Origin of the sequence: Streptomyces sp. SID12501, assembly GCF_010550245.1 — a bacterium.
Lineage (GTDB): Bacteria > Actinomycetota > Actinomycetes > Streptomycetales > Streptomycetaceae > Streptomyces.
Map to the genome: position 1 here is coordinate 13,162 of NZ_JAAGLU010000056.1, position 26,968 is coordinate 40,129.

General features: G+C 70.4%; 25 protein-coding genes and 5 tRNA genes. 10 read left to right on the forward strand and 20 right to left on the reverse strand.

Annotation, left to right across the window (positions count from 1 at the left end):
* Window positions 1-16 precede the first annotated feature (16 nt).
* Entirely contained in the window at window positions 17-1,870 is a 1,854-nt protein-coding gene (locus tag G3I71_RS41120; protein WP_164323339.1) for an HSP90 family protein, read from the forward strand.
* Window positions 1,867-4,818, forward strand: a complete 2,952-nt coding sequence (locus tag G3I71_RS41125) for a tetratricopeptide repeat protein (RefSeq protein WP_164323341.1) — start codon at window positions 1,867-1,869, stop codon at window positions 4,816-4,818. The genes G3I71_RS41120 and G3I71_RS41125 overlap by 4 nt, the downstream gene beginning before the upstream one ends.
* Before the next feature lie 24 nt (window positions 4,819-4,842).
* Here G3I71_RS41125 and G3I71_RS41130 read toward each other — a convergent pair whose 3' ends face one another.
* Window positions 4,843-6,564, reverse strand: a complete 1,722-nt coding sequence (locus G3I71_RS41130) for a DAK2 domain-containing protein (RefSeq protein ID WP_164323344.1) — start codon at window positions 6,562-6,564, stop codon at window positions 4,843-4,845.
* A gap of 277 nt (window positions 6,565-6,841) precedes the next feature.
* Between G3I71_RS41130 and rpmB the strand changes: the two genes are divergently transcribed.
* On the forward strand, window positions 6,842-7,027 hold the full coding sequence (gene rpmB / locus G3I71_RS41135) for a 50S ribosomal protein L28 (RefSeq protein WP_006376789.1): 186 nt from the start codon (window positions 6,842-6,844) through the stop codon (window positions 7,025-7,027).
* Window positions 7,028-7,150: 123 nt separating this feature from the next.
* On the opposite strand, the gene thiD is transcribed toward rpmB, so the two are convergent.
* Window positions 7,151-7,942: a bifunctional hydroxymethylpyrimidine kinase/phosphomethylpyrimidine kinase gene (thiD, locus tag G3I71_RS41140; RefSeq protein WP_164323346.1), complete on the reverse strand. Its 792-nt coding sequence runs from the start codon at window positions 7,940-7,942 to the stop codon at window positions 7,151-7,153.
* Window positions 7,939-8,904 (reverse strand): thiamine-phosphate kinase, encoded by a 966-nt coding sequence (locus tag G3I71_RS41145; RefSeq protein WP_164323348.1) that lies wholly within the window; start codon window positions 8,902-8,904, stop codon window positions 7,939-7,941. Before G3I71_RS41145 ends, thiD begins: the two co-directional genes overlap by 4 nt.
* A gap of 231 nt (window positions 8,905-9,135) precedes the next feature.
* On the opposite strand from G3I71_RS41145, the gene G3I71_RS41150 reads away from it, so the two are divergent.
* A complete protein-coding gene (locus tag G3I71_RS41150) occupies window positions 9,136-9,369 on the forward strand; it encodes an Lrp/AsnC ligand binding domain-containing protein (protein WP_164323350.1) in 234 nt (77 codons plus the stop codon).
* Window positions 9,370-9,389: 20 nt separating this feature from the next.
* A complete protein-coding gene (locus G3I71_RS41155; RefSeq protein ID WP_164323352.1) occupies window positions 9,390-9,890 on the forward strand; it encodes a DUF3515 domain-containing protein in 501 nt (166 codons plus the stop codon).
* 108 nt (window positions 9,891-9,998) lie between these two features.
* Here G3I71_RS41155 and G3I71_RS41160 read toward each other — a convergent pair whose 3' ends face one another.
* From G3I71_RS41160 to G3I71_RS41170, 3 genes are read right to left on the reverse strand one after another with little or no spacing between them, the layout of a single operon-like run.
* Window positions 9,999-11,156: a D-alanine--D-alanine ligase family protein gene (locus G3I71_RS41160; RefSeq protein WP_164323354.1), complete on the reverse strand. Its 1,158-nt coding sequence runs from the start codon at window positions 11,154-11,156 to the stop codon at window positions 9,999-10,001.
* A 59-nt stretch (window positions 11,157-11,215) separates the two neighbouring features.
* The gene (locus G3I71_RS41165) at window positions 11,216-12,226 is read right to left on the reverse strand and encodes an NAD(P)H-dependent glycerol-3-phosphate dehydrogenase (RefSeq protein ID WP_164323357.1); all 1,011 of its coding nucleotides are present in this window, start codon (window positions 12,224-12,226) and stop codon (window positions 11,216-11,218) included.
* A complete protein-coding gene (locus G3I71_RS41170) occupies window positions 12,223-13,152 on the reverse strand; it encodes a lysophospholipid acyltransferase family protein (RefSeq protein WP_164323358.1) in 930 nt (309 codons plus the stop codon). Before G3I71_RS41170 ends, G3I71_RS41165 begins: the two co-directional genes overlap by 4 nt.
* A 215-nt stretch (window positions 13,153-13,367) precedes the next feature.
* On the opposite strand from G3I71_RS41170, the gene cofC reads away from it, so the two are divergent.
* On the forward strand, window positions 13,368-14,006 hold the full coding sequence (cofC, locus tag G3I71_RS41175; protein ID WP_164323360.1) for a 2-phospho-L-lactate guanylyltransferase: 639 nt from the start codon (window positions 13,368-13,370) through the stop codon (window positions 14,004-14,006).
* A 9-nt stretch (window positions 14,007-14,015) separates the two neighbouring features.
* Window positions 14,016-14,219, forward strand: a complete 204-nt coding sequence (locus G3I71_RS41180) for a hypothetical protein (RefSeq protein ID WP_164323362.1) — start codon at window positions 14,016-14,018, stop codon at window positions 14,217-14,219.
* 81 nt (window positions 14,220-14,300) lie between these two features.
* On the opposite strand, the gene G3I71_RS41185 is transcribed toward G3I71_RS41180, so the two are convergent.
* From G3I71_RS41185 to leuC, 4 genes are all read right to left on the reverse strand, one after another.
* Window positions 14,301-14,951 (reverse strand): HU family DNA-binding protein, encoded by a 651-nt coding sequence (locus G3I71_RS41185; RefSeq protein ID WP_164323364.1) that lies wholly within the window; start codon window positions 14,949-14,951, stop codon window positions 14,301-14,303.
* A 138-nt stretch (window positions 14,952-15,089) separates the two neighbouring features.
* Window positions 15,090-15,320 (reverse strand): hypothetical protein, encoded by a 231-nt coding sequence (locus G3I71_RS41190; RefSeq protein ID WP_164323367.1) that lies wholly within the window; start codon window positions 15,318-15,320, stop codon window positions 15,090-15,092.
* A gap of 280 nt (window positions 15,321-15,600) precedes the next feature.
* The gene (leuD, locus tag G3I71_RS41195) at window positions 15,601-16,194 is read right to left on the reverse strand and encodes a 3-isopropylmalate dehydratase small subunit (protein WP_164323368.1); all 594 of its coding nucleotides are present in this window, start codon (window positions 16,192-16,194) and stop codon (window positions 15,601-15,603) included.
* 6 nt (window positions 16,195-16,200) lie between these two features.
* Window positions 16,201-17,631: a 3-isopropylmalate dehydratase large subunit gene (leuC, locus tag G3I71_RS41200; RefSeq protein ID WP_164323370.1), complete on the reverse strand. Its 1,431-nt coding sequence runs from the start codon at window positions 17,629-17,631 to the stop codon at window positions 16,201-16,203.
* Between the two features lie 194 nt (window positions 17,632-17,825).
* Here leuC and ndgR point away from each other — a divergent pair, with 194 nt between their 5' ends.
* On the forward strand, window positions 17,826-18,542 hold the full coding sequence (gene ndgR / locus G3I71_RS41205; protein ID WP_164323372.1) for an IclR family transcriptional regulator NdgR: 717 nt from the start codon (window positions 17,826-17,828) through the stop codon (window positions 18,540-18,542).
* A 79-nt stretch (window positions 18,543-18,621) separates the two neighbouring features.
* Here ndgR and G3I71_RS41210 read toward each other — a convergent pair whose 3' ends face one another.
* Window positions 18,622-19,146, reverse strand: a complete 525-nt coding sequence (locus G3I71_RS41210; RefSeq protein ID WP_164323374.1) for a DUF4188 domain-containing protein — start codon at window positions 19,144-19,146, stop codon at window positions 18,622-18,624.
* Window positions 19,147-19,245: 99 nt separating this feature from the next.
* Here G3I71_RS41210 and G3I71_RS41215 point away from each other — a divergent pair, with 99 nt between their 5' ends.
* On the forward strand, window positions 19,246-19,887 hold the full coding sequence (locus tag G3I71_RS41215; RefSeq protein WP_164323376.1) for a MerR family transcriptional regulator: 642 nt from the start codon (window positions 19,246-19,248) through the stop codon (window positions 19,885-19,887).
* 93 nt (window positions 19,888-19,980) lie between these two features.
* Here G3I71_RS41215 and G3I71_RS41220 read toward each other — a convergent pair.
* The 9 genes from G3I71_RS41220 to G3I71_RS41260 all read right to left on the reverse strand — a co-directional run bounded on the left by G3I71_RS41220 (window position 19,981) and on the right by G3I71_RS41260 (window position 24,054).
* Window positions 19,981-20,053 (reverse strand) — tRNA-Glu (locus G3I71_RS41220).
* Between the two features lie 44 nt (window positions 20,054-20,097).
* Window positions 20,098-20,169: transfer RNA gene (locus tag G3I71_RS41225), tRNA-Gln, on the reverse strand.
* 20 nt (window positions 20,170-20,189) lie between these two features.
* A tRNA-Glu gene (locus G3I71_RS41230) sits at window positions 20,190-20,262 on the reverse strand.
* 62 nt (window positions 20,263-20,324) lie between these two features.
* Window positions 20,325-20,397 (reverse strand) — tRNA-Glu (locus tag G3I71_RS41235).
* A gap of 49 nt (window positions 20,398-20,446) precedes the next feature.
* Window positions 20,447-20,518, reverse strand: a tRNA-Gln gene (locus G3I71_RS41240).
* Window positions 20,519-20,609: 91 nt separating this feature from the next.
* Window positions 20,610-21,341, reverse strand: a complete 732-nt coding sequence (locus G3I71_RS41245; RefSeq protein ID WP_164323378.1) for an HAD family hydrolase — start codon at window positions 21,339-21,341, stop codon at window positions 20,610-20,612.
* 70 nt (window positions 21,342-21,411) lie between these two features.
* Window positions 21,412-22,896 carry a glutamate--tRNA ligase gene (gltX, locus tag G3I71_RS41250; protein WP_164323380.1) on the reverse strand — a complete coding sequence of 495 codons (1,485 nt, stop codon included), beginning with the start codon at window positions 22,894-22,896 and terminating at the stop codon, window positions 21,412-21,414.
* The gene (locus tag G3I71_RS41255) at window positions 22,889-23,665 is read right to left on the reverse strand and encodes a fumarylacetoacetate hydrolase family protein (protein WP_164323382.1); all 777 of its coding nucleotides are present in this window, start codon (window positions 23,663-23,665) and stop codon (window positions 22,889-22,891) included. The genes gltX and G3I71_RS41255 overlap by 8 nt, the downstream gene beginning before the upstream one ends.
* A gap of 200 nt (window positions 23,666-23,865) precedes the next feature.
* Window positions 23,866-24,054 (reverse strand): hypothetical protein, encoded by a 189-nt coding sequence (locus tag G3I71_RS41260; RefSeq protein WP_164323309.1) that lies wholly within the window; start codon window positions 24,052-24,054, stop codon window positions 23,866-23,868.
* Window positions 24,055-24,664: 610 nt separating this feature from the next.
* On the opposite strand from G3I71_RS41260, the gene G3I71_RS41265 reads away from it, so the two are divergent.
* A partial coding sequence (locus G3I71_RS41265; RefSeq protein ID WP_164323384.1) for a nitrate- and nitrite sensing domain-containing protein occupies window positions 24,665-26,968 on the forward strand: 2,304 nt, incomplete at its 3' end.

Here is a 26,968-nt window from a genome sequence, read left to right on the forward strand (position 1 = left end):
CTCCGGCGCTGCGACGATGGACTCCCAGACCTCACAGGCATCCCAGGCATCCCAGTCACCGCATACGTTCCAGGTCGACCTGCGCGGCCTCGTGGACCTGCTCTCCCATCACCTCTACTCCAGCCCCAGGGTTTATCTGCGCGAGCTGCTGCAGAACGCCGTGGACGCGATCACCGCCCGGCGCGCCGAGCAGCCCGACGCCCCGGCGCGGGTGCGGCTGTACGCGGAGGGCGGCACCCTGCGGGTCGAGGACTCCGGGGTCGGCCTCACGGAGGCGGACGTGCACAACCTTCTCGCGACCATCGGCCGCAGTTCCAAGCGGGCGGATCCCGGGGGCATCCAGGAGGCGCGTTCGGAGTTCCTCGGCCAGTTCGGCATCGGGCTGCTGGCCTGTTTCGTCGTGGCCGAGCGGATCAGGGTCGTCAGCCGCAGTGCCCGTACGCCGGACGCGCCGCCCGTGGAGTGGACGGCCGCGGACGACGGTTCGTACACCGTGCGTACGCTGCCCGACACGGCCCGGGCCGAACCGGGCACGACCGTGTACCTGGTGGCGCGGCCCGGGGCCGGCGAGTGGCTCACCGAGGAGCGTGTGCTGGCGCTGGCGCGGGACTTCGGGTCGCTGCTGCCGTACGACGTGCGGGTGGGCGACGAGGCGGTCACCGATCTGCCGGCGCCCTGGAACCGTCCGTATCCGTCGCCCGCCACCCGGAGGGTGGCCCTCCAGCGGCACTGTCACGACCTGTTCGGGTTCACGCCGCTGGACTCGATCGACCTGGACGTGCCGCTCGCCGGGATCCGCGGGGTGGCGTACGTCCTGCCCTCGTCGGTGAGTCCGGCGCAGCGCGCGAGTCACCGGGTGCACCTGAAGGGCATGCTGCTCACCGAGCGGGCCGAACAGCTGCTGCCCGACTGGGCGTTCTTCGTGCGGTGCGTGCTCGACACGGACAGCCTGCGGCCGACGGCTTCGCGGGAGTCGCTGTACGAGGACGAGACGCTGGCCGCCGTACGGGAGGCGCTGGGCGAAAGGATTCGCTCCTGGCTGACAGGGCTCGCCGCCGGGGATCCGGAGCGGCTGGCCGTGTTCCTGTCGGTGCACCATCTGGGCGTCAAGTCGCTGGCCAGGCACGACAAGGAGATGCTGCGCACGATGCTGCCGTGGCTCCCCTTCGAGACGACCGACGGGCGGCTGTCCCTGGAGGAGTTCGCGCAGCGGCACCCGGTGGTGCACTTCACGCGCACCGTCGAGGAGTACCGGCAGGTCGCGCCGATCGCGTCCGCGCAGGGCGTCGGTGTCATCAACGGCGGCTACACGTACGACAGCGAGCTGATCGAGGCGCTGCCGTCGGTGCGGCCGGGGACCGTGGTCGCCGAGCTGGACGCGGACACCGTGACCGCGCACCTGGACGCGGTCGACCCGGCCGAGGAGCTGTCCCTGGCGGCCTTCCTGGGGGCGGCGCGCGCCAGACTCGACCCCCTGGGGTGCGATGTCGTGCTGCGCGCCTTCCACCCGCTGTCGGTGCCCGCGCTGCATCTGGACGACCGGGCGGCCCGGCACGAGCAGGCGCGCGCGGAGGCCGAGGAGCGGGCGGACGACCTGTGGGCCGGCATCCTCGGTTCGCTGCGGGGCAGCACCCCGCGCGCGCGGCTGGTACTCAACCATCTCAACCCGCTGATCCGGAGGATCAGTTCGCTGGAGGACCGGGAACTGATCGGCACCGCCACGGAGTCCCTGTACGGGCAGGCCCTGCTCATGGCGCAGCGCCCGCTGCGGCCCGCGGACTCCGCGCTGCTGAACCGTGCGTTCATCGGCCTCCTGGAGTGGGCCACCCACAGTGATCCCACGGAGCCCACGGAGGACGGCCGGCGATGAGCGAGATCAAGAACTTCGACGCCCTCCGCGAGGCCATGGCGCTGAACTCGGAGCAGCCGGAGGGACCGGCCCGCAACGCGCGCGCGGAACTGCTGCTGGCCGAGGCCGAGAAGCTGAACATCCCGCTCGCCGTGATCGAGGCGCTCGGGCACCAGCTGAAGGCCTACAACTACAGCTCCGAGAAGGACCGGATGTTCGTCCCCTTCGCGCGTCTGCTGCGCCTGTGGGACGAGCGGCCCGAGGACTTCGACGAGTACGAGGTCCACACGCTGCACTGGGTCTTCAAGTGGATGACCACGGGCATGCTGGACCAGCCGCACATCCCGCTGGCCTCCATCGAGAAGTGGCTCGGCGAGATGGAGCACCGCTACCGGCTCGCCGGGCACTCCGAACGGGCAGTGCGCGGCGCCGAGTTCAGTGTGGCCGCCCATGTCGGCGACCTGCCGCGGGCCGAACGGGCGTACGCGGCCTGGCTGGCCGCCGACCGCGACAGCATGGCCGACTGCCACGCCTGCGAACTGCACAGCCAGGGCTGGTGGCAGGCCGAGCGGGGCGCGGACGCCGAGGCGCTCGACCTGTGGCGGCCGGTCCTGGAGGGCGAGTTCACCTGCGCCCACGAACCGCACACCGTCCTGGCGTCCTCCCTGGCCCCGCTGCTGCGCCTGGGCCGCCTGGACGAGGCCCGCGCGCATCACCTGCGCGGCTTCCGGCTGGTGCGGCCCATGGAGAGCATGCGGGGCGCGTACGCGGACCACGTCGAGTTCTGCGCGCTGACCGGCAACGAGGCGCGCGGCCTGGAACTCCTCGCGGAGCGCCCCGCGTACTTCACCGACTCCGGACAGCCGCGCAGCCAACTGGACTTCCTGGCCGCCGTGACCCTCCTCATGGACCGGCTGACCGCCGTGGGAATGGGCGCCCAGTCGGTGCCCGGACCGGCCGAGCGCGACTGGACCGCCCGCGAACTCGCCGTCCACGCGCGCGAGGAGGCCCTTGCCCTGTCCGCGCGCTTCGACCTGCGCAACGGCACGTCGTACGTCGGCGAGGGCATCCGCGCGCGCATGGCCCAGGCTCCGCTGGTGGACCGGCTGCCGCTGGGCGTGCGGGCGGCGAGGGGCATCCCGGCGCCCCGCAGAACACCCGCGGAGTCCAGGACAACCCCGGACGCGGTCGAGAAGCAGGCCGCCGCCCCGGACGACCTGGCCGCGCTGCTCGCCGACGCGCGCCGGATGTCGGACGGGCTGCTTCCGCACGCGATGGAGGCGTGGGCGGCCGTCTGGCGGGCCGCCGAGAACGTGGACCTACCGGCGGCCGACCGGGCGGAGATCGTCGACCACAAGGCCATGGAGGGCGGCCCTGAGGGCATCGCACTCTTCGAGCGGGCCGCCGAGCTGTACGCCGAGGCGGGCGACCCCGGTGAGGCCCTGGCCGCCCGCGCCCGCGCCGCGTACGCACGCGCCCTGGAGGGCGACATCGACGCGGCCCTGACGGCCGTCTCCGAGCCGTACGACGAGGTCCTCGCGCTCTACTCCGACGAGAGCACCGGCGTACGGCAGGCCGCGGCCGTCCTGATGGGGCGCGCCCGCATCCTCATGCGGCAGGTCGAGGAGGACGGCACCGACCAGGTCCTGGCCGCCGCCGAGAACGCCGTACGGGAGCTGCTGGCGCTCGTCGACGGGCACGCCGGGGACGATGTGCGGCTCGCCTCACGCGGCGCGGAGGCACAGGCCATGCTCGGCGAACTGGCGACGCGCACCGGGGACCTGGAGGGTGCCGCGGAGCTGTTCGGGTGGGCCACGGAGGCCTTCGTCGCGGCGGGGCTGCCGTGGTTCGCGGTGGAGTACGAGGCCCGGCTGGCCGGACTCGCCCACCACCTCGGAGACGTCGCCGGGGCCGAACGGGCGCTGCGGGGGGCCCTGGAGCACGGCGGGGCGTATCTGGAGGCGGCGGGCCAGGCCCAGTTGAACCTGCAGCTCGCCGAGATCCTCGGGGCGCGCGACGAGGTCACCGAGGCCGCGGACCGCGCTCTGGAGGCCGCGCACTGGGCCGACGAGGCGGGCGAGGGCCCGACCCTGGGCGCCTGGGCCCGGCATCTGCTCGGCGGTTTCCTGCTGCGGCAGGGCCGGTGGGCGGAGGCGGCCGAGGTGCTGGAGTCGGCGCTGCCCGACCTCGGCACCGAGACGCACGGCGCCGGAGCGGTCGTACAGACGCTGTGGTGGCTCGGCGACTGTCTGGGCGAGCTGGGCGAGCACCGTGAGTCCGCCGAACGCAGGCTGAGGGCCGCGGAGATCGCCCGGCACTGGCCCGAGCAGCAGGACCACGCGACGCTCGCCCACCTCGCCGCCGAGTCCCTCGGCCAGGCCGGGCTGCCCGCGGAGGCCGACCAGGCCTACGAACGCGCCGGCGAGCTGTGGCGCTCGCTCGGCAATGTGCACGGCCTGGTGCGTGCCCTGCGCGCCCGCGCGTGGCTCGCGCTGCGGATGGAGTCGGGCCTCGACGGGGCCCGGCAGCGGATGGCCGAAGCGGTCCGGGAGTGCGCGCAGGCCCTGTCCGAGGCGGAGGAGCTGGAGTCCCGCGAGCAACTCGGCGCCGAACTCGCCCACACCCACCGCCAGTTCGGTGACCTGCTGGCCCGCTCCGCCGCCGAGGACGCCGAGGACGGCGCGATCGAGGCCGCGTTCGAGGCGGCGCTGGCCCAGATGACGAAGGCGATCGCCGTGTTCTCCTCCCTCGGTGAGGAGGGCCTGCACGGCCGCACCGGCGCCGAACTGGCCGCCGGCTGGCTGGAGGCGGACCTGAGCCGCCCGTCGGAGGCGGCCACGCGCGCGCGTGGCGTGCTGATCGCGTACGAGAACTTCGCGGCCTACGAGGAGGAGGCCGAAACGGTCCAGTCCCGACGGGCCGAGGCGGAACAGATGCTGCAGCTCATGGAGGAGCAGGAGTCCGACTAGGTATTCAGACCAGGCCCCCAGCCTTTACTCCACCCCGATGAGCAGCAACGCCCCCTGCCGGCCCCCCCGGTACACGACGGTGTCGACGGCGAGGTATCCCTCCCGCACCCTCGCTTCGAGGTGCGCGGCGATCGACTCGGGCGCCTCGTCTCCGAGGACGAGGGTGACCATCTCGCCGCCCGCCTGGAGCATGCGGTCGATGACGGCCTCCGCGGTGGCCGTGACGTCCGAGCCGATCACGGCGACGTCGCCGTCGATGAGGCCGAGGACGTCACCGGTCTGGCAGATGCCCGCCATCGTCCAGGACTGCCGTTCCGCGACGACGAGTTCGGCGTAGCGGGTCGCACCGGCCGCCGAGGTCATCGCGACGACGTCCTCGTCGAAGCGGCGTTCCGGTTCGTGCACGGCGAGCGCGGCGATGCCCTGGACCGCCGAACGGGTCGGGATCAGGGCCACGCGGATGCCCTCCGTGCGGGCCTGTTCGGCCGCCGCGGCGGCGGTGTGGCGCAGGTCTGCGTCGTTGGGCAGCAGCACGACCTCACGCGCGTGGGCCCGCCGTACGGCCTCGACGAGCTCCCCGCTCGCAGGTGGCTCCCCGGGCCGGGCGAGCACGGTGGTGGCGCCGGCCTCGCCGTACAGCCCGGCCAGCCCCACCCCGGGTACGACGGCCACGACGGCCCGCTGCACCCGCTCCCTGAGCGGCCGTCCCGCGCCACCGGTGTGTACGTCACCGACCCCGAAGTGCGTGATCCGGATCCGGTACGGCCGCCCTGCCTCGACGCCCGCCTCCACGGCGGCGCCCGCGTCGTCGACGTGGACGTGGACGTTCCACAGCCCATCGCCCCCGACCACCACGAGCGAGTCCCCGAGCCGGTCCAGCCGCTCCCGGAGCCGGTCGACGGCCGCGTCCTCGGCCTCCAGGAGATAGATGACCTCGAAGGCCGGCCCGGAGTCGTCGTCCGCGCACTCGTCCGGTCCGTCGGGAGCCGACGCCTGGGCCACCTCCGCCCGAACCGGCACACGCACGCGTGCCGCCCCCGTCGCGCCCCCTCCCGGCGCCTCCCCCGTGAACGTCTCCACCAGCGCCCCGAGCACCGCCAGCAGACCCCGCCCGCCCGCGTCGACGACGCCCGCGCGCGCCAGGACGGCCAGCTGGCCCGGGGTGGCGGCCAACGCGGCCGAGGCACCTTCGTACGCGGCTCTGGCCACCGTTCCGCAGTCGCCGCCCCGAGCCTCCGTCGCGGCGTCGGCGGCGGCCGAGGCGACCGTGAGAACCGTGCCCTCGACCGGGTGGGCCACGGCCTGCCGGGCGGAGTCGGCCGCGTGCCTCAGGGCCAGGCACAGGCCGGGGCCGTCGATGTGGGCGCGCTCGCCGTCCGCGTCGGCGGCCAGCACCTGGGCCATGCCGCGCAGCAGCTGCGCCAGGATCGTGCCGGAGTTTCCGCGCGCCCCTATCAGGGCGCCGTGGGCCATCGCCCGGGTCGCGTCGGCCAGCGTAGGAACCGCGGAGGCCCCGGAGGTACCACCCGGCCCGGCCCCGGCCTCATGCCCGGCGAAGGCGGCCTCGACCGCCGTGCACGCCGACTCCAGCGTCAGATACAGGTTGGTGCCGGTGTCCCCGTCGGCGACCGGATAGACATTGATCGCGTCGATCTCCTCGCGCGCCCGCCCGAGCGCGGCCAGCGCGAGTCCGCACCAGGTGCGGACCGCGAGAGCATCGAAGAATGTCTGCGGCACCTTCGGCACCTGCGCCTCCTTGAGCTGCTGGACGTGGCACGCAGCGTAGACCCCGGGTGAATGCGGGGTGGCCCGGGGCCTGGAGTGAAGCCCTGATCAGCCATGGTAGTTTCGTTGTACTGGCGCAGTCGTTGTATGCTGCTCCGGTTGCCCGATCGAGAAGGCCATCCCAGATGGTCGTCGCACATCGGGCCTTCTCCCTGGCACTGCCACTCAGATCCTCTGATCCTGATCTCGGCGTGCCGGGATCAACCCGTAAGAGCATCTGAAGTCTTTGGAGTGACCCGTGGCTGCCAACTGCGACGTCTGCGGCAAGGGGCCGGGCTTCGGCAACAGCATTTCCCACTCGCACCGCCGTACACCCCGTCGCTGGAACCCGAACATCCAGCGCGTACGTACCGTGGTCAGTGGGACGCCGAAGCGCGTGAACGCTTGCACCTCGTGCATCAAGGCCGGCAAGGTCTCGCGCTGACGATCAGCTAGCGCGCGGCCACTGCTGGTTCGCTGCACAGAGCCGGTCCACCTCGGTGGACCGGCTTTTTGCCGTACCCGCGGTACATGCGCCGTGCCGCAGCACATGAGCCGCGGAAGTCGGCTACGCCCGGAACCGCCACCCGTGGTCCACCGGCCCGATCCCGCCCCCCAGCGCGAACCCGGCCGCGATCGCCCCGGTGACGTACTCCTTCGCCGCCGCCACCGCATCCGGCACCGACTCGCCCTTCGCCAGCCCCGACGCGATGGCCGACGCCAGCGTGCAGCCCGTGCCGTGCGTGTGCCGGTTGTCGTGGCGCGGGGCGCGCAGCCAGTACTCATCGGAGCCGTCCGTGAGCAGGTCGACGGCCTCGCCCGGCAGATGGCCGCCTTTGATCAGCGCCCACTTCGGCCCGTACGCCAGCACGGCCGCCGCGGCCTCGCGCAACTGTTCCTCCGACTCGACCCGTACGCCCGTGAGCTGGGCCACTTCGTCGAGGTTCGGGGTCGCCACGGTAGCCGCCGGCAGCAGGAGCGTCCGTACGGAATCCAGTGCGGACGCGGCCAGCAGCGGGTCCCCGTGTTTGGAGACGCCCACCGGGTCGACGACCACCGGCACGTCCGTCGCAGCGATCAACTCGGCGACCGCCTCGACCAGTTCGGCCGAGGCGAGCATCCCGGTCTTCACCGCGGCCACGCCGATGTCGTCGACGACGCTGCGGTACTGGGCTCGCACCGCCTCCACCGGCAGCTCCCAAGCACCCTGTACGCCGAGGGAGTTCTGCGCGGTGACCGCCGTGAGCACGCTCATGCCGTGCACGCCGAGCGCCAGCATCGTCTTCAGGTCGGCCTGGATCCCGGCGCCGCCGCCGGAGTCGGAGCCCGCGACCGTCAGGACGCGCGGGGGCGCGGTCACGACTCGATGTCCGCGAAGTGGTCCCAGCCGCCCTGGCTGGTCCACGGCGCCCCGTCGACGGTCACCTGGGGCAGGGCCGACGGGTTGAGGACCTCGCCGATCACCTTCCAGCGGGCGGGCAGCTTCACGTCCGGCGGGAAGGTCGCCACGATCGCGTGGTCCTCGCCCCCGGTGAGCACCCACTGCATGGGGTCGACGCCGACGGCCTGCCCGATGTCGTTCATCTGGGTGGGGATGTCGATCGCGCCCGACCGGATGTCGATACGGACCTTGCTGGCCTCCGCGATGTGCCCGAGGTCGGCGATCAGCCCGTCGCTCACGTCGCACATCGCGGTCGCGCCGAGGCCGGCCGCCGCCGGGCCCGCGTGGTACGGCGGTTCGGGGCGACGGTGGGCCTCGACGAAGGCGCGCGGCGAGCGGAAGCCGCGCGAGAGCACCGCGTGCCCGGCCGCCGACCAGCCCAGCCAGCCCGTCACCGCGACGACGTCACCGGGCCGGGCACCGCCCCGGATGACCGGCTCGTGGTTGCGCAGATCACCGAGCGCGGTGATGGAGACCATGATCGTGTCCCCTCGTACGACATCACCGCCGACCACGGCGGCGCCCGCGACCTGGGCTTCGTCCCGCAGCCCGTCCATCAGTTCGACGGGCCAGGTGACCGGGAGTTCGGCGGGGACGACCAGGCCGAGGAGCAGCGCGGTCGGTACGGCGCCCATGGCGGCGATGTCCGCGAGGTTCTGGGCGGCCGCCTTGCGGCCCACGTCGTACGCGGTGGACCAGTCGCGGCGGAAGTGCCGCCCCTCCAGGAGGATGTCGGTGCTCGCCACGACCCTGCGGTCGGGCGCGGCGACCACGGCGGCGTCGTCGCCGGGGCCGACCCGGACCGCCGGGGTGGTGGTGAGCCGGGAGGTGAGCTCCCTGATGAGCCCGAACTCCCCCAGTTCGCCCACAGTGCCCTTCATAGTCGTACGTCCCCTTCTGGTGCTGTCCCCGTTGCTGTCCCTGCCCGGTCGCGAGGCCCGGAGGACCTCTGTACGGTCGAGGTGACCGTCAACCTGTGAGCGTCAACCTGTGCTGCGTGCGCACCCCGGCGCGGGTTCCCGGTCGCCGCAGGTCTCCCCGTGGCGCGTGACGACGCGATACCGTGGCGTTCCTTTTCCCCACATGATCCTCGTGGCCGCCCTGGAGGTTCCGTGGTACAGGCGTACATCCTGATCCAGACAGAGGTCGGCAAAGCGTCGACCGTCGCCGAGTCGATCAGCAAGATCCCGGGAGTGACCCAGGCCGAGGACGTGACAGGACCGTATGACGTGATTGTGCGCGCCCAGGCCGACACCGTGGACGATCTCGGCCGCATGGTGGTCGCGAAGGTCCAGCAAGTGGACGGGATCACCCGCACTCTGACCTGCCCGGTGGTGCACTTGTAGCCCCCGTCTACCCTGTGCCGGTGAACTTCTTCCGTCACCGGCCGCTCGCTCTGCCCGCGCTCGCCCTGTTGATCGTCGTCACGGGCTGCTCCTCAGCAGACGACAGCGCCGCGGTCACGGTTCCCGAGCCGGACGGGAAGGCCACGAAGCTGTGCCGGAACCTGGACAAGGCGCTGCCGGCGAAGGTTGACGGCCTGAGCCGCGACGACCCCGAGCCCCGGTCCGCACTGACCGCGGGCTGGGGCAGCCCGGCGATCATACTGCGCTGCGGTGTCGTACGGCCGCCCAAGATGACCGATCCTCGGGTCGCCACCGGTGCGGATCCGGATGCGGTGGGGGGTGAGGTGAACGGCGTTGGCTGGCTCATGGAGAACCGGGACGACGGGTCGTCCCGGTTCACCACATCCTCGCGGCTTGCCTATGTCGAGGTGACTGTCCCGTCGGGTCGGGACACCTCGGGGGCGTTGGTCGATCTGGCTGCCGCCATTAAGAAGACGGTTCCTGTGGGCATTGCCGACTAGGCGCCGTAGGGGGGTGTTGCGTTGTCGGGTGCGCGTCCGTCGTGGCTGGTCGCGCCCACGCGGCGGAGCCGCATATCGATTACAGTCCCGCGCCCCTTTAGAGGCGCCTCACCTCAGGCCTGTTGAGCGGCGCAGGGCCGCCTGCACCAGGCGGTCCACCAGCTCGGGATAGCCGACGCCCGTCTCCTGCCACATCCTCGGGTACATGGAGATCGGCGTGAAGCCGGGCATCGTGTTGATCTCGTTGATGACGAACTCGCCGTCCTCGGTGAGGAAGAAGTCCGCGCGGACGAGGCCCTCGCAGGACGCCGCGTCGAAGGCCTCGACCGCGAGGCGGCGCACCTCCGCGGTCTGCTCCTCGGTGAGGGGGGCGGGGACGATGCCGTCGGCCGAGTCGATGTACTTGGCCTCGAAGTCGTAGAAGGCGTGCGCCTGTACGGGCGGGATCTCGGCGGGTACGGAGGCACGCGGGCCGTCCTCGAACTCCAGCACCCCGCACTCGATCTCGCGCCCGCGCAGCGCGGCCTCCACGATGATCTTCGGGTCGTGGCGCTGGGCCTCGGCGATCGCCTCGTCGAGACCGCCCAGTTCGTCGACCTTGGTGATGCCGAACGACGATCCCGCGCGCGCGGGCTTCACGAACAGCGGCCAGCCGTGCTCGCCGGCGAAGTCGACGATCTTCTTGCGGGCGGCCGACTCGTCGCGCTCCCACTCACGCGGCCGGATCACCACGTACGGGCCCACCTTGAGGCCGAACGACGTGAACACCCGCTTCATGTACTCCTTGTCCTGGCCGACGGCCGAGGCGAGCACACCCGCGCCGACGTACGGGACACCGGAGAGCTCCAGCAGACCCTGAAGGGTGCCGTCCTCGCCGTACGGGCCGTGCAGCACGGGGAAGACGACGTCCACCTCGCCGAGGGCCTTGGGCACCGAACCCGGTTCGCTGTAGACGACTTCGCGGTTCGCGGGGTCGACGGAGAGCACCACGCCGCCCTCGTTCGACTCGGCGAGCTGGTCGACGTTCGGCGCCTTGCGGTCGACGATCGCCATGCGGTCCGGTTCGTCGGCGGTGAGCGCCCAGCGCCCGTCCTGGGTGATACCGATCGGCAGGACGTCGTACTTCGTCCGGTCGATGGCACGCAGCACGGCGCCGGCGGTGACCACGGAGATCCCGTGCTCGGAGCTGCGACCGCCGAAGACGACGGCCACGCGCGGCTTGCGGGACGGCTGCCCGGGGCTCTGGGGGAGGTTCTCGGTGCTCATATCGGGTTGAGGGTACCCGGTGGCAGTGCGCTGAGTCAGCGCCCGCAGACCCCTGTTGCTCAGCGTCGTTCGGGCTTGGCGCTGCGCGACATCAGTTCCTTGAGGGCGACGACGGGCGGCTTGCCCTCGTGCACGATGCCGACGACGGTCTCCGTGATCGGCATGTCGACACCGTGCCTGCGGGCCAGATCCAGCACGCTCTCGCAGGACTTGACGCCCTCGGCGGTCTGCTTGGTGACCGCGATGGTCTCCTGGAGCGTCATGCCTCTGCCGAGGTTGGTGCCGAAGGTGTGGTTGCGGGAGAGGGGCGAGGAGCAGGTCGCCACCAGGTCGCCCAGGCCCGCGAGTCCGGCGAAGGTGAGCGGGTCGGCGCCCATCGCGAGGCCGAGGCGGGTCGTCTCGGCGAGGCCGCGCGTGATGAGCGAGCCCTTCGCGTTGTCGCCGAGACCCATGCCGTCGGCGATACCGACGGCGAGACCGATCACGTTCTTGACCGCGCCGCCGAGTTCGCAGCCGACGATGTCGGTGTTGGTGTACGGGCGGAAGTACGGGGTGTGGCAGACGCTCTGGAGGCGCTGGGCCACGGCGTCGTCCGTACAGGCGACCACCGCGGCGGCCGGCATCCGGGCGGCGATCTCCCGGGCGAGGTTGGGACCCGTGACGACCGCGATCCGGTCCTGGCCCACCTTGGCGACGTCCTCGATGACCTCGCTCATCCGCATCGCGGAGCCGAGTTCGACGCCCTTCATGAGGGACACGAGGACCGTGCCGGGAGCGAGCAGGGGCGTCCACTCGGCGAGATTCCCGCGCAGGGTCTGCGAGGGGATGCTGAGTATCGTGAAGTCGGCGTCGCGCGCGGCCTGTGCCGGGTCCGTGGTGGCACGGAGGTTCTCCGGGAGCTCGACCCCCGGGAAGTAGTCCGGGTTCGTACGCGTGGAGTTGATCGCCTCGGCGAGTTCGGGGCGGCGGGCCCAGAGGGTCACCTCGCAACCCGCGTCGGCGAGCACCATGCCGAAGGCGGTCCCCCATGATCCAGCGCTGAACACCGCCGCCTTGACCGGCTTGCTCACTTGCCCTGCCCCTCTTCCTGAACTTCCCGTACTTCTGCTGCTTCTTGGACTGTCACTTCTCGCACTGCTGCTTCTCGCACTACTGCTTCGTGTCCGGCCACTTCGTGTACCGCCTCCGACCGCGCTCGCGCTCCTTCACCGGCTGCCTCGCCGGCGGCTCTCTCGTGCGCGTCCAACGCGTCCTGCGCCTCTTCCGCGGCTGTGCGGCGGCGCTGCTCGATCCGCTCCTCGCGCGGGTCGTAGGGAGTCTCGGGCGCCTTCTCGCCGCGGATCTCCTCCAGCAGGCGGGTGATGCCGGCCATGATGACCTCCGTCGCCTCCTTCAGGAGGTCGGGGCTCATCTCCTTGTCGTAGAACCGCGTCAGATCCACGGGCGGGCCCGCGAGGACGTGGTGGGTCTTGCGCGGAAGGACGTTGAGCTTCCTGCCGTACGGCGGCAGCAGTTCGTTCGCGCCCCACTGGGCCACCGGGATCACCGGGCACCTGGTCTGCAGGGCGACCCGGGCTGCGCCGGTCTTGCCGGTCATGGGCCACTGGTCCGGATCGCGGGTGATGGTGCCCTCGGGATAGAAGACGACGCATTCGCCGCGCTCCACGGCGTCGATCGCGGCGCGGAACGCGCTCAGCGCGTCGGTGGTCTCGCGGTAGACGGGGATCTGTCCGGTGCCGCGCATCATGGTGCCGACGAATCCCTGCTTGAAAAGCCCGCTCTTCGCCAGAAAACGCGGAACACGGCCGCTGTTGTACTGGTAGTGCGCGTAGGCGAAGGGGTCCGCGTGCGAATTGTGGTTCACCGCGGTGATGAATCCGCCCGCCGCCGGAATGTTCTCCATTCCGCGCCAGTCCCGGTTGAGCAGAACCACCAACGGCGGTTTGCAGATGACCGCGGCGAAGCGATACCAGAAGCCGATTCTGCGGCGGGGCACGCGGGACACCTTCCTCTAAGGCCTGGACCAGGACCTCGGCCGGTGGACCTGGTGGCCGCACAAGTGTCGCCCCGGGCTTCCGGTCTGTCGAGAACACCGTACGCCCCGGCACCGACACCGCCGGATGGGCTTTGATGACAGCCAGGTGACAATGGTTGCGGCCGAGAGAGCGCCGGAAGTGCAACCGGGGTGAACGAGGGAGGGACGGAACGCTCGTGCAGTGGACGGTGGTCATACCCCTCAAACCCCTCGCTCGGGCCAAGAGCAGGCTCGCGGACACCGCCCATGACGGACTCCGCCCCGGGCTCGCCCTGGCCTTCGCCCAGGACACGGTGGCAGCGGTGCTCGCCTGCGCTGCGGTCCACGATGTGGCAGTCGTCACGAACGACGCCCTGGCCGCCCGTGAGCTGGCGGCCCTGGGGGCCGCGATCGTCTCCGGCGAGCCCCTGGGCGGCCTGAACGCCGCTCTGGCGCACGGAGCGGCTGCCGTACGGTCGCTACGGCCCGACAGCCCCGTAGCGGCCCTGAACGCCGATCTGCCGGCGCTGCGCCCCCTGGAACTGGCCCGCGTCCTGGACGCCGCCGCCGAATTCCCGCGAGCTTTCCTCGCGGACGCGGCCACCGTCGGCACCACTCTGCTGACCGCCCGCCCCGGTCAGGAATTGCTTCCGCATTTCGGTCCGCATTCCCGAATCCGCCACCATGACTCCGGCGCCGTGGAACTCGGACTCACCTCGGTGAATTCCGTACGCCAGGACGTGGACACCGGCGACGATCTGCGGGCGGCGCTCGCCCTGGGGGTGGGGACACGGACGGCGACCGCCGCCCGGGGGCTGCTGATCGCGGGCCAGTAGGCTGCCGCCATGCAGGCGACCGCGTACACGTACGACGCCGGGACACGCAGCGGCAGTGTTCTGCTCGACGACGGCACCCCCGTTCCCTTCGACGCGCCGGCGTTCGACGCGGGCGGACTGAGGCTGCTGCGGCCCGGACAGCGGGTGCGCATCGAGGTGGAGGGGGGCGGAGACCCGCCCCAGATCACGCTCGTCACCCTGCAGACCTTCTGAGCGTCCGCGCACGGTCCCGGACGCGCCGCGGGCCGGACTCCCTCGGGGAGTCCGGCCCGGCGCGTGAGTGCCCTTGCGCCCCTACTTGGTGCGGGCGGTGGCCTTCTTGGCGGTGGTGGTGCGCGCCGCCGACTTGCGGGCCGGGGCCTTTGTCGCCGCCGACGTCTTCTTGGCCGCCGGGGCCTTCTTGGCGGCGGTCTTCTTCGCCGTGGCCGTGGTCTTCTTGGCCGCCGCGGTCTTCGCGGTGGTCTTCTTGGCCACGGTCTTCTTCGCCGTCGCCGTGGTCTTCTTCGCCGGCGTCGCCTTCTTGGCCACGGTCTTCTTCGCCGTCGCCGCCTTCTTGGCGGTGGTGGCCTTCTTCGCCACGGCCTTCTTGACCGTCGCGGCAGCGCCGCCGCCGGTCAGGCTGCCCTTGGGCGCCTTCTTGACCGCGACCTCTCCGCCACGGGGGAGCTTCTTCGAGCCGCTCACCAGGTCCTTGAAGCCCTGACCCGCACGGAAGCGGGGGACGGACGTCTTCTTGACCCGAACCCGCTCACCCGTCTGCGGGTTGCGGGCGTAACGGGCCGGACGGTCGACCTTCTCGAAGGAACCGAAGCCGGTGACCGAGACCCGGTCCCCACTGACCGTCGCGCGGACGATGGCGTCCAGGACCGCGTCGACCGCTTCAGCGGCCTGCTGACGGCCACCGACCTTGTCCGCAATGGCTTCTACGAGCTGCGCCTTGTTCACGTCTTCCCCTTCGGAGACATTGCCAGAACGAAAGTGTTCAAGCTTTTTCGCACGTTAGGCAGATATATACCGCAAATCAAACACGAAACGGGCTAATCACCCTTGTGCCGCAACGAACTCGGGCTGTCACGGAGTTCCTCAGCGGTCCTCGTCGGGGATTCGACCCTCGTCGAGGTCCGCCGTGAAGCGCTCCAGCCGCCTTGTCGCGTCGGCGAGATCGTGCTTGGCCGCGGCCGTAATGACCAGCAGCTTCCGGGTCAGCGCCATCCGTACGCCCTCCGGGACTTGCAGTGCGCGCACTCTTGTGTGCGCTTCCTTGAGTTGGGCCGCGACCGCCGTGTAAAGCTCGAGTTGGCCGTCGTGTTCCATGCACAGATTGTGCCATCTGGGGCGAGTTGTCGCCTGCTCAGGGGGCAACTGCTGCCTCAAACGGCCTTTCGCGTCCACCTCGACGTCGCGGTGTCAAGACCCGGGTACCCCATCAACACCCTTTCTAACATGGGAAGTTGAGAGCTCCGGGCGTGGTGCGCAAGAGGGTCCGGGGGCAGAAACAGCTGTACCCCCAATCGTGGCGATCGGGGGTACAGACGGGGTGTTGCGGTGGCCGAAACCCTACTTGCGAAGGGCCTGACGGCTCAGGCCTTGCGGCTCAGACCTTGAGCGTCCACGGCTTGTACGAGGGCCGCTTCGCCTCGTACGCGGAGATCTCGCCCTCGTTCTGCAGGGTGATGGAGATGTCGTCCAGCCCGTTCAGCAGCCGCCAACGGGCGTTCTCGTCGAGCTCGAAGGCCGCGGTGATGTCCTCGGCGCGCACCTCGCGGGCCTCCAGGTCGACCGTGATCTCGACCTGGGGGTCGTTCTCCGTCAGCTCCTGGAGCGCGTCCACGATCTTCTGCTCCAGAACCACCGTGAGCAGGCCGTTCTTGAGCGAGTTGCCGCGGAAGATGTCGGCGAAGCGCGACGAGACGACGGTCTTGAAGCCGTAGTTCTGCAGCGCCCAGACAGCGTGCTCGCGCGAGGAGCCGGTACCGAAGTCGGGGCCGGCGACCAGGACCGTCGCGCCCTTGCGCTCGGGCCGGTTGAGGATGAAGTTCTCGTCCTTGCGCCAGGCCTCGAACAATCCGTCCTCGAACCCGTCCCGCGTGACCTTCTTGAGCCAGTGAGCAGGGATGATCTGGTCGGTGTCGACGTTGCTGCGGCGCAGCGGGACGGCCCGGCCGGTGTGCGTGGTGAATGCTTCCATGGCTGATCAGACTCCAGCGGGCGTACGGGCGTCGGCGTCGGACAGGTCGGCCGGGGAGGCCAGGTGGCCCAGTACGGCCGTCGCGGCGGCGACCTGGGGCGACACCAGGTGCGTACGGCCGCCCTTGCCCTGCCTGCCCTCGAAGTTGCGGTTGGAGGTGGACGCGGAGCGCTCACCGGGGGCCAGCTGGTCGGGGTTCATGCCCAGGCACATCGAGCAGCCCGCGTGCCGCCATTCGGCGCCGGCCTCCTTGAAGACCACGTCCAGGCCCTCGGAGACGGCCTGCAGACCGACCCGCACCGAGCCGGGGACGACCAGCATCCGTACACCGTCGGCGACTTTGCGGCCCCCGACGATCTCGGCGGCGGCGCGCAGGTCCTCGATACGGCCGTTGGTGCACGAACCTACGAAGACGGTGTCCACCTTGATGGAGCGCAGCGACTGCCCGGCCTCCAACCCCATGTATTCCAGGGCCTTTTCGGCGGCGAGGCGCTCCGAAGCGTCTTCGTACGAAGCAGGGTCGGGGACGTCCGCCGAAAGGGGCGCGCCCTGACCGGGGTTGGTGCCCCAGGTGACGAACGGCGACAGCGCGGTGCCGTCGATGACGACCTCCGCGTCGAATTCCGCGTCGTCGTCGGTGCGCAGCGTCTTCCAGTACTCCACGGCCGCGTCCCAGTCCGCGTCCTCGGGCGCGTGCGGGCGGCCCTTGAGGTACTCGAAGGTGGTCTCGTCGGGGGCGATCATGCCCGCGCGGGCGCCGGCCTCGATCGACATGTTGCAGATGGTCATCCGGGCCTCCATCGAGAGCTTCTCGATGGCGGGGCCGCGGTACTCCAGGATGTAGCCCTGGCCGCCGCCCGTACCGATCTTCGCGATGATCGCGAGGATGAGGTCCTTGGCGGTGACGCCGTCGGGCAGTTCACCGTCGACCGTGATGGCCATGGTCCTGGGGCGGGCCAGCGGCAGCGTCTGGGTGGCCAGCACATGCTCGACCTGCGAGGTGCCGATGCCGAACGCCAGCGCGCCGAAGGCGCCGTGCGTGGAGGTGTGGGAGTCGCCGCAGACGACGGTGGTGCCCGGCTGGGTCAGCCCCAGCTGCGGTCCCACCACGTGGACGACGCCCTGCTCGACATCGCCCAGCGGGTGCAGCCGCACACCGAAGTCGGCGCAGTTCTTGCGCAGCGTCTCCAGCTGGATCCGGGAGACCGGGTCGGCGATGGGCTTGTCGATGTCGATGGTCGGGGTGTTGTGATCCTCGGTCGCGATGGTGAGGTCGAGGCGCCGCACCTTACGGCCGTTCTGGCGCAGACCGTCGAAGGCCTGCGGGCTGGTCACCTCGTGCAGCAGGTGCAAGTCGATGAAGAGGAGGTCGGGCTCGCCCTCGGCGCGCCGGACGACATGGTCGTCCCAGACCTTCTCCGCGAGTGTCCTACCCATCGCTTTCCCTCCGGCCGGCCGGTGCGGGCGCCGGCCCATCTAGATAGAGATCTTGTGGAGGCGACCGCCCGTACCCCTTGTCCGGGCAACCGCCGCCGGGCCCGTTGGTCGGCGGGCCGCTGTGCCTTCCAGAGTGGCGCGTTCCACCGGAAAATGAACTTGCGTTTCACAGAGTGAGACGCGAGTATCGTTTCATGGACAACAGTAGCGGCGTCGGCGTTCTGGACAAGGCAGCCCTTGTCCTGAGCGCTCTGGAGTCCGGTCCGGCCACCCTCGCGGGACTGGTCGCGGCGACCGGACTGGCACGACCCACGGCACATCGTCTCGCCGTGGCCCTGGAACACCACCGCCTGGTGGCGCGCGACATGCAGGGCCGTTTCATTCTCGGCCCCCGCCTGGCGGAACTGGCCGCGGCTGCCGGCGAGGACCGCCTCCTGGCGACCGCGGGCCCGGTGCTCACCCATGTCCGCGATCTGACGGGCGAGAGCGCGCAGCTCTACCGCCGCCAGGGCGACATGCGCATCTGCGTCGCCGCGGCCGAGCGCCTCTCGGGCCTGAGGGACACGGTCCCGGTCGGCTCGACGCTCACGATGAAGGCGGGCTCGTCGGCCCAGATCCTGATGGCGTGGGAGGAGCCGGAGCGCCTGCACCGCGGCCTCCAGGGCGCCCGCTTCACAGCGACAGCGCTGTCGGGCGTACGACGCCGGGGCTGGGCCCAGTCCATCGGCGAGCGCGAACCGGGCGTCGCCTCGGTCTCCGCCCCCGTCCGGGGCCCGTCGAACCGCGTGGTCGCCGCCGTCTCGGTCTCCGGGCCCATCGAACGCCTGACCCGCCACCCCGGCCGCATGCACGCCCAGGCGGTCATCGACGCGGCGGCCCGCCTCTCGGAGGCTCTGCGCCGCACGGGCTGACACCGGGTGTGAAAGTCAGCGAGGGTCGGCCTCAACGCCGCGGCAGACCTTCACCGGCAGACACGCCGAGGCACAGCTTTCAGGGGCGCGGGGCCGCATCGATCTGCGACGCCGAGCGATGAGTGAACCGTTCCTCACCGGAGCGCCCCCGCCGCTCCACCGGCAACACCCCATGCGCCGCCGCCAGCCCGAACGCCGGCATATCCGCGTAGATGGACTCGTAGGACCCCTCGGGCACGACATACGTCTCGTGCCACAGCCCCACATGCTGCCGGACCTTCCCCTCCCGCTCCTTGCGGTTGAGCCTGGCCCACGCCTTGTGATGGAACATGTCCGACGCCGCTGCGTACTCGTACAGCCGCTCCTTGGACTCCCAGTACTGGACGACGTAGTACGTGCGCGGCGACGCCGTCAGCAGGACATGCTTCAGCAGCCCGCGCGAAGGATCCCTCGTCAGCTCCCGCAGCATCCGCGGCATGGCCGCGAACACCGGGAACCAGTGGTGCACGGCCCAGAAGTGGTTGATGCGCATCCCGATGAGCAGAACGACGACATCCCCCTCGGCAGCCGCTGTCGTACGGCCCGCGTTGGGCTTCGCGAACATGGGACCTCCCCCGTCGGGACTGCGCGCCCCATTGGCTAGCGGCACTATCCGACTACCGCGTGCTTGGATCGTGCCGTCGTCCGAGGAAAGGCACAAGGCATGCGGCTGGCCCAGTTGAGCGAGCGCAGCGGTGTGTCCACCGCGACGATCAAGTACTACCTGCGCGAAGGCCTGTTGGCGCCCGGCCGGCAGATCAACACGACGACCGCGGAGTACGACGAGGGTCATCTGCGCCGACTGCGGCTGGTGCGCGCGATGATCCAGGTGGGCCGTATCCCCGTCGCCACCGCCCGTGAGGTGCTCGGCCACGTCGACGACGACTCCCTGGGCCGCACGATCCGCCTGGGCGCGGCCCTGTGGGCGTTGCCGCAGGGCGCCGAGCCGGACGAGGAGGATCCTGCCGTGGCCGCCGCCCGCCGGGAGGTGGACCGGCTGCTGGCGAGCCTCGGCTGGGAGACCGCGCGTGAGCTGAGCCCCCTCTCCCCCGTGCACCGCTCGCTGGTGGTGGCGGTTGCCGCGCTGATCCGGCTGGGGTATCCCTGGGACGCCGAACTGATGGCGCCGTACGCGGAGTTGATGCACCAGGTGGCGAGACGGGACCTGGACTATCTGGAGACGCACGCCTCGGACGCGGAGCGGGTCGAGACGGCGGTCGCGGCGACCGTGCTCTTCGAACCGGTGCTCACGGCACTGCACCGGCTGGCCCAGGAGGAGGAGTCGGCGCGACGGTACGGTCTGTAGGCGGGCGGCTGGGCACGTGGCCCCGGCATGGCCACGCATGGCCTCACATGCAAAACGGCCCCCCGCCGAAGCGGAGGGCCACCGTGCCTGACGTACCCCCGACCGGATTCGAACCGGCGCTACTGCCGTGAGAGGGCAGCGTGCTAGGCCGCTACACAACGGGGGCGAGGATCTTGCAGGCGTTTAAAACCGCAACGCCGCAGATCTGAGCTGGTCTACCTGGACTCGAACCAAGAATGACGGTACCAGAAACCGTAGTGTTGCCAATTACACCATAGACCAAGGCAGTTCAAGGTAAAGCGTACCCCCGACCGGATTCGAACCGGCGCTACTGCCGTGAGAGGGCAGCGTGCTAGGCCGCTACACAACGGGGGCCCTAGCGATCCTGCATGAGAGTCAGCGGGTGCGACCCGGTCTGACCCTCCGGGAAGGATCTGTACCCCCGACCGGATTCGAACCGGCGCTACTGCCGTGAGAGGGCAGCGTGCTAGGCCGCTACACAACGGGGGCCTTTGTGGATTCTGATCTCCACGGGTGCAGATTTAAAGCAATCTGCGAGCTGGCCTACCTGGACTCGAACCAAGACTAACGGAACCAGAAACCGTCGTGCTGCCAATTACACCATAGGCCACTGGAACGCGAGCCCCTGCGGAGCTCCTGTTCTAGCTTGTGCCTCCGGTTCCCGGCCTTTCGGCCCGCTCTCCGGCGGCGCAGGAAGAACATTACCTGAAGGTGGACGGCGCTCCAAAACGGGTATCGGCGCCGAGGACCGCCGGGAGTTCGGCGAGGGAGGCGATCCGGTGCGGGCCCGCGGCGGCCTGCTCCACGACAGTGAGGCCGGCGCGGTCGATCCACACGGAGAGCATCCCCGCGTCGACGGCGCCCCGTCCGTCGATCTCCGGGTGGTCGCCGACGTACGCCACCTCCTCCGGAGGCAGGCCCAGGGCGTCGCAGGCGGCGTGGAAGGCCTGGGCGTCCGGCTTGTGGAAGCCCAGCTCGGCCGCGCACAGGACGGCCTCGAAGCGGTCGCGTACGCCGAGCACGCGCAGTTTGCGGTCCTGCACTCGGATGCTGGAGTTGGAGAGCACCCCGTGCCGGTGGCTGGCGGCGAGGAGGTCGAGGACGGGCAGTACGTCCGGGAAGAGCGCCCAGGCTGCCTCGTAGTGCCCGATGTAGCGGTCGAACCAGGCGTCGGCCCCGGCGTCGGTCAGCTCCTCGCCCAGGAACATCCGCACCCGCTCCCGGCGCTGTCCCAGGAAGTCGATCTCCCCCGCCGCGAACCGCGCCCACTGCCGGTCGGTGACCTCCCGCCAGCGAACGAGGGCCTCCTCGACGGTCGCGTACCCGTCGAGCAGGCCCTCTGCCACGAGCTGCTCCCGCATACCGACGCGGTCCGCCGTGGTGTAGTCGAAGATCGTGTCGTCGATGTCCCAGACCACGGCTCGGATCGTCATGACACCGACGGTACCGGCACATACGCGGAGGGCGGCGCCCGATCGGACGCCGCCCTCCCAAGTGCCTTGGCTACGCGGCCAGTCTGGCCAGTGCCGCGTCGATGCGGGTCAGGGTCTTCTCCTTGCCCAGGACTTCCAGGGACTCGAAGAGCGGCAGGCCGATCGTGCGGCCGGTGACGGCCACGCGGACGGGGGCCTGGGCCTTGCCGAGCTTGAGGCCGTGGGCCTCACCGGCGGCCAGGACGGCCTCCTTCAGGGACTCGGCGGAGGACCAGTCGGCGGCCTCCAGCTTCTCCCTCGCCGTGATCAGCAGGGCGTCGCTGCCCTCCTTCATCGCCTTCGCCCAGGACGCCTCGTCGGAGGCCGGCTCGGGCAGGAACAGGAAGTCGACGTTGTCCGTGATCTCCGAGAGGACCTTGATACGGGTCTGGGCGTGCGGGGCGATCGCCTGCCACTTCGTCTCGTCGAAGTCCTCCGGCGCCCAGGGGGCGAAGGGGGCCCGGAGCCAGGGTGCGCAGCGCTCCGTGAAGTCCTTCACGTCCAGCAGCCGGATGTGGTCGGCGTTGATCGCCTCGCACTTCTTCAGGTCGAAGCGGGCCGGGTTGGGGTTCACGTCCGCCACGTCGAAGGCGGCGACCATCTCGTCGACCGTGAAGATGTCCTGGTCGCCCGAGAGCGACCAGCCCAGGAGGGAGAGGTAGTTGAGGAGGCCCTCGGGAAGGAAGCCGCGCTCCCGGTAGAGGTTCAGCGACGACTCCGGGTCGCGCTTCGAGAGCTTCTTGTTGCCCTCGCCCATCACGTACGGCAGGTGACCGAAGGCGGGGACCGACTTCGCGATGCCCAGCTCCGTCAGCGCCTTGTACAGGGCGATCTGCCTCGGCGTCGACGACAGCAGGTCCTCGCCGCGCAGGACGTGCGTGATCTCCATCAGCGCGTCGTCGACCGGGTTGACCAGCGTGTACAGGGGCGCGCCGTTGGCTCGTACGATCCCGTAGTCCGGGACGTTCTCCGGCGTGAAGGTCAGTTCGCCGCGCACCAGGTCCGTGAAGGTGATCGTCTCGTCGGGCATGCGGAAGCGGACGATCGGCTTGCGGCCCTCGGCGGTGTACGCCGACACCTGCTCGTCGGTCAGCGCACGGCAGTGGCCGTCGTAGCCGGAGGGCTTGCCGGCCGCGCGGGCGGCGTCGCGGCGGGCGTCCAGCTCCTCCGTGGAGCAGTAGCAGTAGTACGCGTGGCCCGCTTCCAGGAGCCTGGCCGCCACGTCCTTGTAGGTGTCCATCCGCTGCGACTGGCGGTACGGGGCGTGCGGGCCGCCGATCTCGGGGCCCTCGTCCCAGTCGAAGCCCAGCCAGCGCAGCGAGTCCAGCAGCTGCTCGTACGACTCCTCGGAGTCGCGGGCCGCGTCGGTGTCCTCGATGCGGAAGACGAACGTGCCGCCGGTGTGGCGAGCGTAGGCCCAGTTGAAGAGGGCCGTGCGGACCAGGCCCACGTGGGGGTTACCGGTGGGCGACGGGCAGAACCGTACTCGGACGGCGGGGGCGGGTGCGCTAGCCACGCTTGACAACCTTGTTGGTGAGAGTGCCGATGCCTTCGATGGTGACGGCGACCTCGTCGCCGACGGTGAGCGGTCCGACGCCTGCCGGGGTGCCCGTGAGGATCACGTCGCCGGGGAGCAGCGTCATGGCCTCGGTGATGTTGATGATCAGGTCCTCGATGGAGTGGATCATCTCGCTGGTGCGGCCCAGTTGGCGTTGCTCGCCGTTGACCGTGAGCTGGATCGTGAGGTCGGACGGGTCGAGGTCCGTCTCCACCCAGGGGCCGAGGGGGCAGCTGGTGTCGAAGCCCTTCGCCCGGGCCCACTGCTTCTCGCGCTTCTGGACGTCCCGCGCGGTGACGTCGTTGGCGCAGGTGTAGCCGAGGATGACGTCCTTGACGCGCTCGCGCGGGACCTCGCGGCACATCCGGCCGATGACCACGGCGAGTTCGGCCTCGTGGTGCAGTTCCTCGGAGAAGGAGGGGTACTGGATGTCGTCGCCGGAGCCGATCACCGAGGTGGACGGCTTGAAGAAGGCGAACGGGGCGTCGGGCACCTCGTTGCCGAGTTCCCTCGCGTGCTCCGCGTAGTTGCGGCCGTAGGCGACGACCTTGTTGGGAAGCACCGGCGGCAGCAGCCGGACCTTGTCGAGGGGGACCTTCGTGCCGGAGAGCTCGAAGTCGGCGAACGGGATGCCCTTGATGATGTCGAGGACAAGTTCGTCCGGCTTGTCGCCCTCGACCGCGCCGAAGGCGACGTTCCCGTCGATGGAGAATCTGGCGATGCGCACGGGATTCCTGCGCCCCTCTGCTGGTCCGGCTGGAGTCTGACGGTCCAGGCTAACGCGCCGCGGGCGGGCGCCTCGCGCAATGGAGCGAGGGCGCCCGTGCCCCTCGTACGGCGGAGACCGGGTACGAGGGGCACGGGCGCCCTTGACACACAGACATTCACGGTGTCCGCCCTGAGTAACGGGGCGGCGCTCGCGCGTAACTAGTCCGCGACGGAGGCCGCGACCGGGGCGTCCATGAGAATGGTGCGGCGGGGGTTGGCGGTCTGTGCGGGGAGGTCCACGGAGTGCTCCGGCTGCTCGACGGGCGACAGTTCGTCGGCGTCGGTCAGGTGCGCCAGCGTCGTGCGGCGCGGGTTTGCGATGTTGTGGAACATCGTCGTCGTCTTCACTGTTAGTAGTCCTCGACCCTGTCATGTCCGGGCGCACGGACGGGCGGGAAGCCGCCGTCCGCGCACGAGTTGTCGGATTTGCCATCTCTGTAAAGCGTCAGGCTAAACATGCGATTCCCTCGGGAAGTCATGGAGACCCCCCGATCGGCGTGTGAGTTTGCTCACGAATCAATGGGCAAAACGGTCAATTCCGACCCTCGACCCCCATCCATGAAACGGACATTGCCCCACTGAAGCTCCCATTCCGCTCCTGATCATGGCGACCTGGACACCGTGACTATCTATGCGACTCGTGGAATTTCGTCCGGTATGTGGGGAATCGCTTTCCACACCTCGTGACACGACGCTCACGAGGTGTCATCGTCGTCACACCGTGACCCATTGGCCTTGTTGGAGATCCGGCACTGTGCTGGAATTCCACGGACCGCCGCGGGATGACGAGCCGGCGCACAGGGGGCGCGAACGCAGCGCCGAGCGGCGGCACGTTAGGGGGAACCGCGCCGGGTTACTCACGACCACCATGGGGGGCGTATTTCAGGGCGCCCCCTATACGCCGACACCGTCCGTCCGTTCACGCGGAAGGGCGCCTGGTCCAGAGGTTGCGACGCTAGTGCAGGGACGTTTCAAGAGGGATGGCAGCGCTTCGGCGGAGCCGGAGCCACACAACGGAGCCGGTAACGGTTCCTCCCCCCAGCACGCCCAGAACGCGGGCCAGGCAGCTCTGTCCGGCGACAACGGCGAGCGGTCGACGCGCCTCGGCAGCGGTGCGCCCGGCGGCAAGGGCTCGGCATCCGGTGGGCCCGCGCCCGCCACGCCACCCGCGAAACCCGCCAAGGGGCCGACCGGCCCCGGTGCGCGAATAGCCCTGCGCAACTGGCGTATCTCGACCCGTCTGGTCTCGCTGCTCGCACTCCCCGTGGTCGCGGCGACCTCGCTCGGCGCCCTGCGCATCAGCGACAACATGGACGACATCCAGCAGCTCGACAACATGCGGCTGCTGACCGACATCACCAAGCAGGCGACCGAGCTGTCCGCCGCGCTCCAGGAGGAGCGCGACCAGTCGGCCGGTCCGCTCGCGCACGGCGCGCCCGCCAGTGACTACAGCGTCAAGGGCGTACGCGACAAGACCGACCGTGCCCTCGCCAACTTCATCGACGGCTCCGAGGAGATCGACACCGCCAGCAAGACCGGCACCCTCGAGGGCGTCCGCGACAGCCTGGTGGGTCTCGTCGCCGAGCTGAGCAAGCTCAGCGAGATCCGCAGCAACGCCTACGAGGACCGAGCCAACTCGACGCAGACGGTCGAGGCCTACCACCGGCTCGTCACCCAGCTGCTCGACCTCTCCCAGGACATGGCCGAGGCGACCAGCAACCCCGAGATGATCACGCGTACCCGCTCGCTGGCCGCCTTCTCCTCGGCCAAGGAGTACGCGTCCATCCAGCGCGCGGTCATCGCGGCGGCCCTGCCCGAGGACAACAAGACGCTCGGCAAGCTGTCGGAGAACGACCGGCTCTACGCCGAGTCGGCGCTGAACAGCCAGGACTCCGAGCTCGACAGCTTCAAGAGCATCTACGGCGGCGGCTCCGAGGATCTCCTCAAGTCGATCGACGACGGCAGCCCGACGATCACGGCGGCCGACCTCTACGCCAAGCGCATCCTGCAGAGCAGGGACGGTATCCAGGGGCTGCAGAGGCGCTCCTACAAGGACTGGATCGACGACGACTCGGCGAAGATCCAGCAGATGAAGACCATCGAGATCACACTGCTCAACCAGATGGAGCAGAAGGCTCGTGAGCTGCGCAACGAGGCCGAGCAGGAAGCGATCATCTCCGGTGCGCTGATCCTGCTCGTGCTCGGTGTCTCGCTGGTCGGCGCCTTCGTCGTCGCCCGGTCCATGATCCGCTCGCTGCGCCGCCTCCAGGACACCGCGACCAAGGTCGCCCAGGAACGGCTGCCCGAGCTGGTCAAGCAGCTGTCCGAGTCCGACCCGCAGGACGTCGACACCTCCGTCGAGTCGGTCGGTGTGCACTCCCGGGACGAGATCGGCCAGGTGGCCGCGGCCTTCGACGACGTGCACCGCGAGGCCGTCCGCCTCGCCGCCGAGCAGGCCCTCCTGCGAGGCAACGTCAACGCGATGTTCACCAACCTCTCGCGCCGCTCCCAGGGCCTCATCCAGCGTCAGCTGTCGCTCATCTCCGAACTGGAGTCCCGCGAGGCCGACCCGGACCAGCTGTCCTCGCTCTTCAAGCTCGACCACCTCGCGACCCGTATGCGCCGGAACGGCGAGAACCTCCTCGTCCTCGCCGGTGAGGAGCCCGGCCGCCGCTGGACCCGCCCGGTCCCGCTGGTCGACGTGCTGCGCGCCGCGGCCTCCGAGGTGGAGCAGTACGAGCGCATCGAGCTCTCCTCGGTCCCGACCACCGAGGTCGCCGGCCGGGTCGTCAACGACCTCGTCCACCTGCTCGCCGAGCTGCTGGAGAACGCCACGTCGTTCTCCTCCCCGCAGACCAAGGTCAAGGTCACCGGTCACGCGCTGCCCGACGGCCGCGTCCTGATCGAGATCCACGACACCGGCATCGGCCTCTCGCCCGAGGACCTCGCGGCGATCAACGAGCGGCTCGCCGCGCCGCCCACCGTGGACGTGTCGGTCTCCCGCCGCATGGGCCTGTTCGTGGTCGGCCGCCTCTCGCAGCGCCACGGCATCCGGATCCAGCTGCGTCCGTCCGACTCCGGTGGTACGACCGCGCTGGTCATGCTCCCCGTCGATGTCGCCCAGGGCGGCAAGAAGCCCGCTCCGGGCGGCAAGGCCGGCCAGGGCGCTCCCGCCGTGGGCGGTCCCGCCGCGGCACAGGCCACCGCCGGTGTGGCCGCGGCTCGCCGGGGCGGTGGCCAGGGTGCTCCCGCCGGTGGCGGG

Excerpts from the sequence above, each read along its gene's own strand:
- G3I71_RS41215 (WP_164323376.1), top strand. The coding sequence starts at position 19,246 with ATGCGGCTGGCCCAGTTGAGCGAGCGCAGCGGTGTGTCCACCGCGACG.
- leuD (WP_164323368.1), bottom strand. The coding sequence starts at position 16,194 with ATGGAAGCATTCACCACGCACACCGGCCGGGCCGTCCCGCTGCGCCGC.
- G3I71_RS41190 (WP_164323367.1), bottom strand. The coding sequence starts at position 15,320 with ATGGAACACGACGGCCAACTCGAGCTTTACACGGCGGTCGCGGCCCAA.
- G3I71_RS41125 (WP_164323341.1), top strand. The coding sequence starts at position 1,867 with ATGAGCGAGATCAAGAACTTCGACGCCCTCCGCGAGGCCATGGCGCTG.
- G3I71_RS41210 (WP_164323374.1), bottom strand. The coding sequence starts at position 19,146 with ATGTTCGCGAAGCCCAACGCGGGCCGTACGACAGCGGCTGCCGAGGGG.
- G3I71_RS41145 (WP_164323348.1), bottom strand. The coding sequence starts at position 8,904 with ATGAAGGGCACTGTGGGCGAACTGGGGGAGTTCGGGCTCATCAGGGAG.
- G3I71_RS41245 (WP_164323378.1), bottom strand. The coding sequence starts at position 21,341 with ATGACGATCCGAGCCGTGGTCTGGGACATCGACGACACGATCTTCGAC.
- ndgR (WP_164323372.1), top strand. The coding sequence starts at position 17,826 with ATGGACAACAGTAGCGGCGTCGGCGTTCTGGACAAGGCAGCCCTTGTC.
- leuC (WP_164323370.1), bottom strand. The coding sequence starts at position 17,631 with ATGGGTAGGACACTCGCGGAGAAGGTCTGGGACGACCATGTCGTCCGG.
- G3I71_RS41120 (WP_164323339.1), top strand. The coding sequence starts at position 17 with ATGGACTCCCAGACCTCACAGGCATCCCAGGCATCCCAGTCACCGCAT.
- G3I71_RS41160 (WP_164323354.1), bottom strand. The coding sequence starts at position 11,156 with ATGAGCACCGAGAACCTCCCCCAGAGCCCCGGGCAGCCGTCCCGCAAG.
- G3I71_RS41180 (WP_164323362.1), top strand. The coding sequence starts at position 14,016 with ATGCAGGCGACCGCGTACACGTACGACGCCGGGACACGCAGCGGCAGT.